This is a genomic window from Flavobacterium sp. (assembly GCF_025352425.1).
Lineage (GTDB): Bacteria > Bacteroidota > Bacteroidia > Flavobacteriales > Flavobacteriaceae > Flavobacterium.
Genome location: NZ_JANXTI010000026.1, coordinates 53,241 through 67,606, shown reverse-complemented (window position 1 = coordinate 67,606; position 14,366 = coordinate 53,241). Strand labels below are relative to the sequence as shown.

Genomic DNA, 14,366 nt, shown 5'->3' with positions numbered 1-14,366 from the left:
GCTCTTTCTTCTTTCTTCTAAAATTAGTAAAATGAGAATATTCAAATTTGGTGGCGCTTCTGTAAAAGATGCCGATGGAATAAAAAATGTGTTTAGTGTATTGCAAAAGGTGGGTCATGAAGACACGCTTTTGGTCATTTCCGCCATGGGAAAAACCACGAATGCATTGGAAATTGTAATCAGGAATTATTTTGATAAATCAAACGAACTACATTCGTCTTTGCAGGATGTCCGCAAATACCACAATCAAATTTTATTGGATTTATTTGATGACGAAGCACACGACGTTTTTTATGCAGTAAATAGTCATTTTGCCGATTTGGAATATTTTTTACGAAGCAATAAATCGCCGAATTATAATTTTGTTTATGATCAGATTGTAAGTTATGGAGAAATTGTTTCCACGACTATTGTAAGTCATTATTTTAATCATGCTGGTTTGAAAAACAACTGGATTGACGTTAGGAATTTTATTAAGACGGATGCTACTTACCGCGATGCCGAAGTCAACTGGGAAAAAACACAGCAATTCATTTCAAAAGGAATTAAAAAGAAAGCACTCAACATCACGCAGGGATTTCTAGGTTCGGATGAAAATAATTTTACCACAACGCTTGGGCGAGAAGGTTCTGACTATACCGCAGCAATTTTTGCGTATTGCCTAAATGCCGAAAGCGTGACGATTTGGAAAGATGTTCCGGGAGTTTTGAATGCGGATCCCCGCTATTTTGAAAATGCCGTTTTGCTAAACCAGATATCCTATCGCGAAGCCATTGAGTTGGCTTTTTACGGGGCTTCGGTAATTCATCCAAAAACCTTGCAGCCATTACAAAAAAAAGAAATTCCGTTATTTGTAAAGTCATTTATTAATCCGTTGTTGCCGGGAACAAGCGTTTCTAAAGGTCAGGACTTAGAGCCAAAAACACCTTGTTTTATAGTGAAAAAACACCAATTACTGCTTTCATTATCGTCTATCGATTTCTCTTTTATCATGGAAGAAAATATTAGCGAAATCTTTGCTTTGCTGCACCAATACAAAATCAAAACAAGCTTAATTCAGAATTCAGCTATTAGTTTTTCGGTATGCCTTGAAGATAAATTTGGAAATTTTGAAGAGGTAAAGAATTTCCTTTCCAAAAAATTCAAAATCTCGTACAACGAAAATGTCTCGCTTTATACTATTCGCCACTTTGATGAAAAAGCCGCCACAGTAGTGGAAAAAGACAAATTTGTTTTGGTTAAACAAATCTCAAGAGAAACAATGCAGATTGTGACGAAAGAGTAAATTTTATACTCAAAACAGCTTTTTTACGTTTATAATAGGTAATGCTGAAAAAACTTTTTTTATTGTTGGTCTTCACTAGCTTTTCCAAGCTTTCGGCTCAGGAAATTAAGACCTTATATAACAGTAAAAAAGTTGCTGTTTCAAACGATACTATTGAAATTGAAAAAGTAAGTATCAGTCCAAGTTTCTTCAAATTACAAACTTCAGAAGGAAAGGAAATTGACAGCAGTTTTTACAAAATTGATTTCAAAAAAGGCAAGCTGGTTTTTAAAAACAACTTCACTTCACAAGATAGCCTTACGGTTCGTTACTTCAAATATCCCGAGCAGTTAACTAAAACCTACAGCATTTATGATCAGGACAGGGTTGTCGCCAATGATGGAGGTTTGTACAAAGTCAATCGTTCTGTCAAGAAGTTTGTGCCGTTTGACGGATTAAATACTTCGGGAAGTATTACTCGTGGCGTCACGATTGGGAACAATCAAAACGCATCTGTAACTTCCAATCTTGATTTACAAATCACGGGCAAAATTTCGGATAAAGTCTCGCTTCGCGCTTCAATTCAGGATTCGAATATTCCGCTTCAGGACAATGGATATTCCCAGAAACTGGATGAATTTGACCAAATTTTCATCGAATTATTCACTGATAAATGGAACGTTCGCGCCGGAGATTTATTCCTTGAAAACAGGCAATCGCGATTCCTGAATTTCACCAAAAAAGTGCAGGGACTTTCTACCCATTTCACTTTTGGAAGCGAAGAAAACAAAACCGATGTTTTCGTTTCGGCAGCTTTAGTTCGCGGTCAATATGCCAAAAGTTCTTTTACCGGTCAGGAAGGAAATCAAGGGCCATACAAGTTACGTGGTAACAACGGTGAATTATATGTGCTGGTAATTTCGGGTTCGGAGCGGGTTTATGTTAATGGAATCTTGCGTAAGCGAGGCGAAAACAACGATTATGTTATCGATTATAATGCCGGAGAAATCACGTTTACGTCGCTGTTTCCAATAACTTCCGAAATGCGAATCGTTATCGAATATCAATATTCGGATAGAAATTATACTCGTTTTGTGACTTACGGAGGCGTTAATCACGAAGCAAAAATATGGAGTTTGGGTGGTTATTTGTATTCTGAAAGTGATGTAAAAAACCAACCTTTGCAGCAAAATTTAACTGCCGAACAAGTTGCTATTTTGAGTAATGCCGGAGATAATATTAATTTGATGAATGCGCCGTCAGCGTATTTAGACTCGTATTCGGAAAATAAAATTTTGTATAAAAAAATTACCGTTATTGGTGGTCAAGCTTTTGAATATTCGAATAATTCTACGGATGTATTGTATAATGTAAAGTTTACTTTGGTTGGCAACAATCTTGGAAATTATATTTTAACAAATTCATCAGCGATAGGCAAAATTTACCAATATGTTGAACCAATTGCAGGTATTCCGCAAGGAAATTATGAGCCAATAATCCGATTGGTGGCACCAACAAAAATACAGATTGCGACCGTTTTAGGGAAATACAATCCAAGTGAAAAAACTTCGATTGATTTTGAAGTTGGCGTCAGTAATAAAGACTTGAATTTATTTTCTGCTATTGATGACAATAATAATAAAGGAGTTGCAGGAAAACTGAATTTCAAGCAACGATTATTTTCCAAAAAATGGCAAATTAATGCTTTTGGAAATTACCAATATGTGCAGGAAAATTTCAAAACTATCGAGCGTTTGTTCAATATTGAGTTCAACCGAGATTGGAACTTGACTACGTTTGCAGGCAATCAGAGTTTATTGATTAACGGTTTGGATTTCATTTTGCCCGAAAAAGGAAAGTTAACTTATCAGTTTGAAAAGTTGGATTTTTCCAAAAGTTTTTCGGGAAACCGCCATATCATCAACGGATTTTTTAAACTCAAAAATTGGGACATTCTTCAGAATACAAGCTATTTAAAAAGTGACGGGACCTATTCCAATTCAACCTTTTTCCGAAACCAATCACAAGTTCGTTATAACTTTAAAAAGAATTGGATTGGAAGTAGTTTGCGATTGGAAAATAACAAAGAAAGACTCGTTTCAACACAGCAATTGTCTTCTTTAAGTCAGCGGTATACTGAATATGGCGCTTTTGTTGGTCGCGGCGACAGCACTAAAGTTTTTGTAGAATTGGGTTATTTTCAGCGCCGGAATGACAGTTTGCAAAACGGCTTCCTGCAAAAGGTTAACACTTCGCAATCGTATTATTTGAAATCAAAATTATTGCAAACCAAGAAAAGTGATTTGTCTTTGTTTGTCAATTACAGAAACCTGAAATATGTTGATACTGCAAGAAAAAATGAGCCTTCCTTGAATTCGAGATTGTTGTATAACGACAAATATTTTAACCAGTTGATGCTCGTCACGACGGCTTATGAAACTACATCGGGGACGATTGCGCAACAGGAATTTACGTATCTTGAAGTCGAGCCAGGACAAGGCGTTTATACCTGGATTGACTACAATAATAACGGAATTCAGGAATTAGAAGAATTTGAAGTGGCCGCTTTTCCTGATCAGGCCAAATATGTCAGGGTGTTTTTACCCAATCAAATCTTTGTAAAAACGCATCAGAATAAATTCTCGCAAGCGCTGACTTTAAATTGGATTCAATGGCAAAATTCGACAGGATTCCGAAAGTTCTTATCTCATTTCTACAACCAATCCTCCTTTTTAATTGAAAGAAAAATTAAAAGAAACGGCAATAATTTCGATTTGAATCCATTTTCAACTTCGGATAATAATCTGCTTGGACTGAATACAAGTTTGAGGAATAGTTTGTTTTTCAATCGGGGAAAACAGAAGCATTCAATTACAGGGACTTATATACAAAACCGGATTAAAACGTTACTTTCTGTAGGTTCTCAGGAAAGTAAAAACAGTACTTTTCAGTTGCAATACATTCATCTGCTCAAAAAAACATGGCTTTTTTCTTTAAGCACTGAAACTTCGCAAACCGATTTGATTTCTCAAAATTACAGCAGCAAGAATTACGAAGTTGACAGTTATAAAGTTAATCCAAAAATCTCCTATTTGTTCAATAAAAATGCAAGCTGGGATGTTTTTTATGAATTTGAAAAAAAAGAGAATCAGATTGGAAACTCCGAAAAATTAGTGCAAAACCGATTTGGAACTTCGTTCTCTTATGCCAGCGAAAAGAAGGTTACAATAAATGGAGAATTTTCTTTGTACCAAAATAAATTTGAAGGCGATGGGCAATCCGCTGTGGCATTTCAAATGCTGGAAGGATTGCAGCCAGGGAAAAACATGACTTGGCGATTGTTAGTTCAAAAAAACCTAACACAGTTTTTAGACATTAATATTAACTATCAAGGCAGGAAAACAGAAACCAGTCAAACTATTCACACAGGAAATATACAATTGAGGGCATATTTTTAACCATAATTTTTTTTTGTGTTGAAAAAATTATTAATTTTAATTTCATTTAAAAATTTTGAAAGTCATGAAGAAACTAATTTTATTATGCATGGTATTTGTTTTCTCAAATACATTTTTTGCTCAAACAGCAACAGAAAAAAAAGCTAAAGCTAAAACCGAAAAAGCTAAAGCTGATAAAAAAAAGAAAGCTAAGGAAACAAAAGCCAAAGCAAAAAAAGAAGAAGTAAAAGCTAAGAAAGAAGTTAAAGAAAAAGCACCCAAAACAAAAAAAGACGGTTCCCCTGACAAACGTTTTAAAGAGCCGGCAAAGGGTTCGGTGAAGCTTAAGAAAGATGGAACGGTAGACAAACGTTACAAAGCGAAAGAAAATAACGCTTCCGCAATGGGTCAAAAAAAATCGGCTGAAGGGAAAGCAAAGGCTGCTGCAAATAAAGCAGAAGCAAAAACAAAGAAAGTAATAAGAGAAAGAGTTTCTACCGAGAAAGCACCAAGAACTCCGGATAAAGTTACCGGAAACTATAACGGAAAAAAAGTGTACACTGGGCCAAGAGGAGGAAGATATTATATCAACTCTAACGGTAATAAAACCTATATTTCGGATGATAAATAAGAAATAATGTAAGCACTTTTCTAAGAGCGGTTTTCTACTGGAAAACCGCTCTTTTTTTTGCGTCAATAAATCTTTTTTTCAGCGGCGACGAAATGTTAAAATTTAGTTATAAGAAAATTCACCATTCTCTTTGCCTGTGGGCATTTTAAGGATTTTAGATTTTTTAATTTACTGTATATCAGTTAAATAAAATAACTGCACTATTAACATTATTTTGTTTAAATGTTAAAAACTAAAGCCTATTGTGAATAAGTTTGACTTTCTTTTTACGTTTCATTTGTCAATCTTTGTAACATACACAATTAGAAAAAATCACATAATATAAATTCAAAATGGCCAACATCGAACCAATCTTACAAGAAAACAAAAACCGCTTCGTGATTTTCCCGATAAAACATCACGATATCTGGGATTGGTACAAAAAAATGGAGGCAAGCTTTTGGACGGCAGAGGAAATCGACCTGCATCAGGATTTGTCCGATTGGAACAACAAGTTAAATAGTGATGAGAAATATTTCATCAAGCATATTTTAGCTTTTTTTGCTGCTTCTGACGGAATTGTAAATGAAAATCTGGCTGAGAATTTTGTAAACGAAGTACAATATCCTGAAGCCAAGTTTTTCTATGGTTTTCAAATCATGATGGAAAACATCCACAGCGAAACTTATTCGCTTTTGATTGATACGTATGTAAAAGACGAAGCCGAAAAAGCCCAGCTTTTCAACGCATTGGAAGTATTTCCGGCGATTAAGAAAAAAGCTGATTGGGCGTTAAAATGGATCAGTTCTGACTCGTTCGCCGAAAGGCTTATTGCTTTTGCAGCTGTTGAAGGAATCTTTTTCTCAGGCGCATTTTGCTCCATTTACTGGTTAAAGAAACGTGGCTTAATGCCGGGCTTGACTTTTTCAAACGAATTGATTTCGCGTGATGAAGGCGTACACTGCGATTTTGCCGTGCATTTGCACAACCATCACTTGGTTAATAAAGTTTCAAAAACCAGAATTACAGAAATCATTACTGATGCTTTAGACATCGAACGGGAGTTTATTACCGAATCACTTCCGGCAAGTTTAATAGGAATGAACGCCAATCTAATGACGCAATATTTAGAATTTGTGGCGGATAGATTACTGGTTGAATTGGGATGCAAAAGAGTGTATAACTCGACGAATCCTTTTGATTTTATGGACATGATTTCGCTTCAGGGAAAAACCAATTTCTTCGAAAAACGTGTAGCCGAATACCAAAAAGCAGGTGAAATGAACACCGATTCAGAATCAGGGAAAATCAGTTTCGACGCTGATTTCTAAAACATATAGCCTTTGACGGGTAAACCCTAGCCCCGATTGAAATGAAAATCCTTTTGCGAAGCGTAGCGAAGTAAAAGATTGTAATGAAAAGCGGGAATATGCTCCTAAAAAAGAAACTGAACTTGAAATTAGTACAAAACAAAACCAATTACAAATAACCAAAAACAGCGAAGGGATTTTCTGTTTTTAAAAAACCAACAAGCTTATGTATGTAGTTAAAAGAGACGGACACAAAGAGCCGGTAATGTTCGACAAAATCACGGACAGAATTAAAAAATTATGTTACGGATTGAACGATTTGGTCGACGCTGTAAAAGTAACCATGCGTGTAATAGAAGGATTATATGATGGCGTAACTACTTCAGAACTTGACAATTTAGCAGCAGAAACTGCCGCTTCAATGACAATTGCACATCCGGATTATGCACAATTAGCAGCGCGTATTGCGATTTCAAACTTGCATAAAAACACCAATAAATCCTTCTCGGAAACCATGAAGGAAATGTACTTTTATGTAAATCCGAGAACCAATCAAAAAGCACCATTATTGTCTGAAGAAGTGCATGACGCTATTCAGACAAACGCCGAATATTTAAATTCACATATCATTTACAACCGTGATTTCAACTACGATTACTTTGGTTTCAAAACCTTAGAACGTTCGTATTTGTTAAAAATCAACGGTAAAATAGTTGAGCGTCCGCAACACATGTTGATGCGTGTTGCTGTTGGAATTCACTTAAACGATATGGAATCTGTAATCGAAACCTACGATTTGATGTCGAAAAAGTTCTTTACGCATGCCACGCCAACCTTGTTTAACGCCGGAACACCAAAACCACAAATGTCTTCATGTTTCCTTTTGACAATGAAGGACGACAGTATTGACGGAATTTACGATACGCTAAAACAAACCGCTAAAATCTCGCAATCGGCTGGTGGAATTGGATTGTCAATCCACAACGTTCGTGCAACAGGTTCCTATATTCGAGGCACCAACGGAACCTCAAACGGAATCGTTCCGATGTTGCGAGTTTTTAATGACACCGCACGTTACGTAGACCAAGGTGGCGGAAAACGTAAAGGAAGTTTTGCTATTTATCTGGAAACATGGCATGCTGATATTTTCGAATTTTTGGATTTGAAAAAGAATACCGGAAAAGAGGAAATGCGCGCAAGGGATTTATTCTTCGCAATGTGGACCTCCGATTTATTCATGAAACGTGTGCAGGAAGATACAACCTGGACGTTAATGTGTCCAAATGAATGTCCGGGATTGTGCGATGTTTACGGAGAAGAATTTGAAGCATTATATACTTCCTACGAAGAAAAAGGAAAAGGAAGAAAAACAATAAAAGCGCGCGAGCTTTGGGAGAAAATCCTCGAATCTCAAATCGAAACAGGAACGCCATACATGTTGTATAAGGATGCAGCAAACAGAAAATCTAACCAAAAGAATTTGGGAACCATCCGTTCGTCAAACCTTTGTACCGAAATCATGGAGTATACTGCTCCTGACGAAGTTGCTGTATGTAACCTTGCCTCAATTTCGCTGCCAATGTTTGTGGAAAACGGAGAATTCAACCACCAGTTATTATACAACGTTACCAAACGTGTAACCCGAAACCTAAACCGTGTAATCGACAGAAATTACTATCCGGTACCGGAAGCGGAAAACTCAAACATGCGTCACCGTCCGGTTGGATTGGGTGTACAAGGCTTAGCTGATGCTTTTATCTTGTTGAGGATGCCTTTCACCAGTGATGAAGCTAAAAAGCTAAATCAGGAAATTTTTGAAACCTTATATTTTGCTGCTGTTACAGCATCTATGGAAGAAGCAAAAACGGAAGGACCATATTCTACCTTCAAAGGTTCGCCAATTGCAAACGGAGAATTCCAGCACAATCTTTGGAACATCAAAGACGAAGAACTTTCCGGTCGTTGGGATTGGGTAGCGCTAAGAAAAGAAGTGATGGAACACGGTGTGAGAAACTCCTTGTTGGTTGCGCCAATGCCAACCGCTTCAACTTCGCAAATTTTGGGTAACAACGAAGCATTTGAGCCCTATACTTCTAACATTTACACACGTCGTGTATTATCAGGAGAATTCATTGTAGTGAACAAACATTTGCTGGAAGACTTAGTAAAACAAGGACTTTGGACTGAAGAATTGAAACAACAATTGATGCGTAACAATGGTTCTGTTCAGGATTTGGATATTCCACAAGACTTGAAAGAATTGTACAAAACCGTTTGGGAAATGTCGATGAAAGACATTATCGATATGTCGCGTCACAGAGGATATTTCATTGACCAGTCCCAATCGCTGAACTTGTTTATGCAGGATGCCAACTACGCGAAATTAACATCAATGCATTTCTACGCCTGGCAAAGTGGATTGAAAACCGGGATGTACTATTTGAGAACCAAGTCAGCCGTTGACGCTATCAAGTTCACATTAAACAACGACAAAAAAGCAGAACCAACAGCACAAGTTGCCGAACCGGTAGCAGTAGAAGTTGTAGCGCCAAATGAAACGGGCGAAATGACTGCCGAAGATTTCAAAGCAATGGTGGAGCAGGCGAGAAATGCCGGTCCGGATGATTGTGAAATGTGTGGGTCGTAATTAGAAAATAGAATAAAGAAAATAGAATAAAGAAACAGCTGTCATTGATGGCTGTTTCGATTTTTAGAAGCTAATCCCGCTTTTAGCTATATCTTTAACCTCTCAGGTTTTAAAAACCTGAGAGGTTAAAGGATGCCACTACACACGAGCGAAGCGAACTGACCGAACACGAATTTAAAATATAAGCCTTGTGAGGTAATCGGGGCTAAAAAAACAAATACCATGTCAAAAGAAAAAAAAGGAGTCTACACAGGAATCATTGAAAAAGATAACGACGGCAATTATTTTTGCGGCGAATATCTTTTGGATTATAAATATACCGAAGCTGGTTTCAAACTTGGAGACGAAATCAATATCAAAACCGTGATTGCCAATCCGAGCGATAAAAGCTATAATCAATACCCAAAAAAATCGCGAAATTTCTTTTTGGCAAACCAAAAGGAATAGCCATTATGGAAGAAAAAAACCAAAAAAAGTTCATTGTAACAGCCGAAATCTTGGCATCGCATAGCCAGCGTTTTCTTAACTTACTGATGGATTATATTGCGCAATTGTTCCTATTTATTATCGCATTCAGCATTGCTGCCGTGATAGCCGAGTCTAATGGAAATAAGGATTTCATGGGTAATTTTGTAAAAAACGATATTGCACAATACACTTTTGTTACCTGCATAGCTTTGTTTTATTACAATGTTTTTGAAATCTTCTTTGCCAGGACAGTCGGCAAATTTATAACCCAAACTATAGTGGTGGATGAGAACGGAGAAAAGCCAAATCATGAACAGATTTTGGTGCGCACATTATGCAGGTTGATTCCGTTTGAGATATTTTCTTTTTTGGGAATGCCTTGTCGTGGTTGGCACGATAGCATTTCAAAAACCTATGTGGTTAATAAGATATTGTTAGAGGAAAAAAAGAAACAATTTTATTCCTTATAAAATTAAGTCATGATTTCAATTCAAAAAACCACTTCAGACAATCCGGACTTTAAAAATCTTACCCGGCTTTTTGATGAATATCTCGTCGATATTGATGGTGATGAAAAGGATTTTTTTGCACAATACAACCAAATTTATCTAGAACATGTTATCGTGTATTATGAAAACGAAAAGGCTCTCGGTTGTGGTGCGTTTAAAGAATATGAACCTAAGGTTGCCGAAATCAAACGGATGTTTGTGTTAACCGAACAACGCGGAAAAGGTATTGCGGTAGCGATTTTAAATGAATTAGAAAATTGGGCGAAAGCCGAAAGTTATGATTTCTGTATCTTGGAAACTTCCATCCGCCTTGAAAGTGCGATTGCCTTGTATAAAAAATCAGGCTATAAGCGCATCCCGAATTATGGACAATATATTGGTGTGGAAAGCAGTGTCTGCATGAAGAAAAATTTAAAATAACACTATATTCGTGTATCTAAAATTTCAAATCTAAAATTTCAATGAACTGGGAACAACTTTTATCTTTAAAACGTCAGGGCGACACCAGCAAACGTTTACGCGCAGAACAGGACGATACCCGTTTGGGCTTTGAAGTCGATTATGACCGGATTATTTTCTCGTCCGCGTTTCGAAGCTTACAAGATAAAACCCAGGTGATTCCGCTTTCGAAAACTGATTTTGTCCATACTCGCTTGACACACAGTTTGGAAGTTTCTGTAGTGGGGCGTTCAATAGGAAGATTAGTTGGTAAAAAAATTCTTGAAAAATACCCGCATCTACAGGAAATTCATGGTTATCATATGAACGATTTTGGCGCCATAGTCGCAGCGGCATCCTTAGCCCACGATATTGGCAATCCACCTTTCGGACATTCGGGTGAAAAAGCGATTGGCGAATATTTCTCCATCGGGAAAGGACAACAATATAAAGACCGGCTGACCGATAAACAATGGCAGGATTTAATCGATTTTGAAGGCAATGCCAATGGCTTTTCTGTGCTTTCAAGTTCGCGCCCCGGAATTGAAGGAAGTTTGCGTTTGACCTATGCGGTTTTGGGAGCGTTTATGAAATATCCAAAAGAAAGTTTACCCAAAAAACCAACAAAAAACATATCAGATAAAAAATATGGTTTCTTCCAGTCCGATAAGGATTTCTTTAAGGAAGTTGCTTCCGAATTGGGAATGATTTCGAATAAGACAGGAAATGATATTGGTTTTGAGCGGCATCCTTTGGCATTTTTAGTAGAGGCTGCCGATGATATCTGCTACACCATTATTGACTTTGAAGATGGTATTAACCTTGGTTTGGTTTCGGAAGATTATGCGTTAGAATATTTAATCAAATTGGTAAAAGACACCATTGACACCGCCAAATACCAAACGTTGACAACAAAAGAAGACCGCATTAGTTATCTGCGTGCGCTTGCAATTGGAAATCTTATCAATGACGCTGTGAAAGTTTTTATCGAAAACGAAGAAGCCATTCTTAAAGGCGAATTTCATTTTGCGCTGACGGACAAAAGCAAGTACAAAGCGCAAATGGATGATATCATCAAATTGAGCGTAAAGAACATTTACCAAAGTCGGGAAGTCATTGAAAAAGAACTTTCGGGTTATCAGATTATTAATAATTTACTGGACAAATTCATCACGGCATACAACAACAATCACGAAGGGAAAGCCACCAATTACGATAAATTACTATTGAAAATCTTGCCGGAGAAACACCACTTGGAAAAGGAAAGTTTGTACGACCGATTACTGCATATCTGTCATTTCATCTCTATGTTAACGGATGGAAAAGCGGTATTGTATAACAAGATTGTAACAGCTTAATCTTCATCTTCCTCTTCTTCCTCAAGCAAGCCTGAAAAAAGTGAGCGTAAACCATCAACATCTATGTTGCAAAATTGCTGTAGTTCATCAACGGTTCCGTGTTCGATAAAATAATCGGGAACACCACAAAGGAAGATTTCGTTGACATAATCATTTTTAGCAGAAAATTCTAAAACTGCACTTCCAAAACCACCGGTGGTAACACCATCTTCAACAGTAATGATGGTCGAAAATTTATCACAGATTTTATGCAGTTTCTTTTCGTCTAGCGGTTTTACAAAACCAAAATGATAATGCGCAAAATGACCTTCATCTTCAATACCATTTAATGCTTGGGTAACATTATCGGCTATAGTTCCTGTAGAAAGAATGGCAACAATTTTCCCTTTTTTAAGTTTTTTAGATTTTCCAATTTCTATCTTTTGAAAGTCGGACGGGAATTTCCAATCTGTATTTTTGCCTCTCCCACGGGGATACCGAATGGCAATAGGATTTTTTAATCCCAGAGAAGCCGTGAATAAAATATTCTGCAATTCGGTTTCGTCTTTTGGCGCATAAATAATCATATTCGGAATGCATCTTAAATACGCTAAATCAAAAACACCGTGATGTGTAGCCCCATCTTCTCCAACCAAACCGGCGCGGTCTAAACAGAAAATTACCGGCAGATTTTGCAACGCTACATCATGTATCACCTGGTCATAGGCGCGTTGTAAAAAAGTGGAATATATGTTACAAAAAACAACCATTCCCTGAGTTGCCATTCCGGCGGAAAGTGTTACCGCATGTTGCTCGGCGATGCCAACATCAAAAGCCCTTTTCGGAAAGGCATTCATCATAAATTTCATAGAACTTCCGCTTGGCATTGCAGGAGTAATACCGATAATCTTTGGATTGTTTTTAGCTAATTCTACTAATGTTAAACCAAAAACGTCCTGGAATTTAGGAGCTAAATTTTCAGTAGACGCTTTGATTAATTCTCCTGTTGAAGCATCAAATTTTCCCGGCGCGTGGTATTTCACTTGGTCTTCTTCAGCTTGTTGTAAACCTTTGCCTTTAGTAGTAACGATGTGGAGGAACTTTGGCCCTTTTACTTTTTTCAAACGCTCTAGTTCGCTGATTAAACCTCCAATATCATGCCCGTCAATCGGACCTGAATAATCAATATTCAACGACTTGATTATATTGTTTTGTTTTGGATTCTTTCCTTCTTTGACTGCAGTCAGATAATTTTTTAACGCACCAACACTTGGGTCGATTCCGATAGCGTTGTCATTAAGGATGATTAGCAAATTTGCATCAGTAACGCCCGCGTGATTCAATCCTTCAAAAGCAATTCCGCTGGCAATCGAAGCATCGCCAATCACCGCAATATGGTGTTTTATTTCGTCTTTTAACTGAGAAGCTATCGCCATTCCCAAAGCAGCTGAAATAGAGGTAGAGGAATGTCCAACGCCAAAAGTATCATATACACTTTCACTACGCTTTGGGAAACCGGAAATTCCGCCAAGTTGTCGATTAGTGTCAAACTTTTTTCTGCGTTCGGTTAAGATTTTATGTCCATAAGCCTGATGGCCAACATCCCAAACCAACAAATCATTTGGTGTGTCAAAAACGTAATGCAAGGCAATCGTTAACTCAACCACACCAAGCGATGCGCCAAGATGCCCTTCTTTTACCGATACGATATCAATAATAAAATCGCGCAGTTCTTTTGCCAATTGTGGCAATTGTGAAACGTCCAGTTTTCTCAGGTCAGCGGGAATGACAATGTGTTCAAGCAATTTTTTTGACATAAGGCAAATGTACGAATTGAAATTGTATTTTTGTTTTATGGAAAACCCTTTCAACGACGAATACTTTATGAAGAAAGCTTTGCAGGAAGCGGAACTCGCTTTTGAAAAAGGGGAAATTCCAATTGGAGCTGTAATTGTGATCGACAATAAAATCATTGCGCGGACACACAACCTGACCGAAATGCTCAATGATGTTACGGCTCATGCCGAAATGCAGGCCATTACTTCGGCGGCGAATTTCATAGGGGGAAAATATTTAAAAGGATGCACCCTTTATGTGACGGTCGAGCCTTGCCAAATGTGCGCGGGAGCTTTGTACTGGAGCCAGATTTCAAAGATAGTTTTTGGTGCTTCGGACGAACAACGGGGCTATCAAAATCTTGGCACCACAATCCATCCAAAAACTCAGGTAATTCAGGGCGTTTTGGCTAAAGAGTGTTCGGAGTTGATGCTTCGGTTTTTTGCCTCCAGAAGAAATTAAGATACAATAATTATCATTTTTTCCCGTTATATAACTTAAATCAGCAAA

11 protein-coding genes are annotated in these 14,366 nt (G+C 37.4%); 10 read left to right on the top strand and 1 reads right to left on the bottom strand.

Features of this window, described 5'->3' with window-relative positions; translation table 11 throughout:
- Positions 1 to 31 precede the first annotated feature (31 nt).
- From Q0Q99_RS03200 to Q0Q99_RS03160, 9 genes are all read left to right on the top strand, one after another.
- Entirely contained in the window at positions 32 to 1,285 is a 1,254-nt protein-coding gene (locus tag Q0Q99_RS03200) for an aspartate kinase (protein WP_293891342.1), read from the top strand.
- Positions 1,286 to 1,326: 41 nt separating this feature from the next.
- Entirely contained in the window at positions 1,327 to 4,722 is a 3,396-nt protein-coding gene (locus tag Q0Q99_RS03195; protein ID WP_293891339.1) for a hypothetical protein, read from the top strand.
- A 64-nt stretch (positions 4,723 to 4,786) separates the two neighbouring features.
- Positions 4,787 to 5,332: a hypothetical protein gene (locus Q0Q99_RS03190; RefSeq protein ID WP_293891336.1), complete on the top strand. Its 546-nt coding sequence runs from the start codon at positions 4,787 to 4,789 to the stop codon at positions 5,330 to 5,332.
- A gap of 332 nt (positions 5,333 to 5,664) precedes the next feature.
- Positions 5,665 to 6,642, top strand: coding sequence for a ribonucleotide-diphosphate reductase subunit beta (locus Q0Q99_RS03185; protein WP_293891333.1), 978 nt, complete (start codon positions 5,665 to 5,667; stop codon positions 6,640 to 6,642).
- Positions 6,643 to 6,847: 205 nt separating this feature from the next.
- Positions 6,848 to 9,268, top strand: a complete 2,421-nt coding sequence (locus Q0Q99_RS03180) for a ribonucleoside-diphosphate reductase subunit alpha (protein ID WP_293891330.1) — start codon at positions 6,848 to 6,850, stop codon at positions 9,266 to 9,268.
- 222 nt (positions 9,269 to 9,490) lie between these two features.
- Positions 9,491 to 9,715 carry a hypothetical protein gene (locus Q0Q99_RS03175; RefSeq protein ID WP_293891327.1) on the top strand — a complete coding sequence of 75 codons (225 nt, stop codon included), beginning with the start codon at positions 9,491 to 9,493 and terminating at the stop codon, positions 9,713 to 9,715.
- Between the two features lie 5 nt (positions 9,716 to 9,720).
- Positions 9,721 to 10,206 carry an RDD family protein gene (locus Q0Q99_RS03170; RefSeq protein WP_293891324.1) on the top strand — a complete coding sequence of 162 codons (486 nt, stop codon included), beginning with the start codon at positions 9,721 to 9,723 and terminating at the stop codon, positions 10,204 to 10,206.
- Between the two features lie 9 nt (positions 10,207 to 10,215).
- Positions 10,216 to 10,665, top strand: coding sequence for a GNAT family N-acetyltransferase (locus Q0Q99_RS03165; protein ID WP_293891321.1), 450 nt, complete (start codon positions 10,216 to 10,218; stop codon positions 10,663 to 10,665).
- 41 nt (positions 10,666 to 10,706) lie between these two features.
- Complete coding sequence (locus Q0Q99_RS03160) at positions 10,707 to 12,041, top strand: deoxyguanosinetriphosphate triphosphohydrolase (protein ID WP_293891318.1); 1,335 nt, start codon at positions 10,707 to 10,709, stop codon at positions 12,039 to 12,041.
- Here the strand turns inward: Q0Q99_RS03160 and Q0Q99_RS03155 are convergent.
- Positions 12,038 to 13,837, bottom strand: coding sequence for a 1-deoxy-D-xylulose-5-phosphate synthase (locus tag Q0Q99_RS03155; protein WP_293891316.1), 1,800 nt, complete (start codon positions 13,835 to 13,837; stop codon positions 12,038 to 12,040). The two genes, Q0Q99_RS03160 and Q0Q99_RS03155, sit on opposite strands and share 4 nt — an antisense overlap.
- Before the next feature lie 37 nt (positions 13,838 to 13,874).
- Between Q0Q99_RS03155 and Q0Q99_RS03150 the strand changes: the two genes are divergently transcribed.
- Positions 13,875 to 14,318, top strand: coding sequence for a nucleoside deaminase (locus Q0Q99_RS03150; protein ID WP_293891313.1), 444 nt, complete (start codon positions 13,875 to 13,877; stop codon positions 14,316 to 14,318).
- The last annotated feature ends 48 nt before the right edge of the window (positions 14,319 to 14,366 follow it).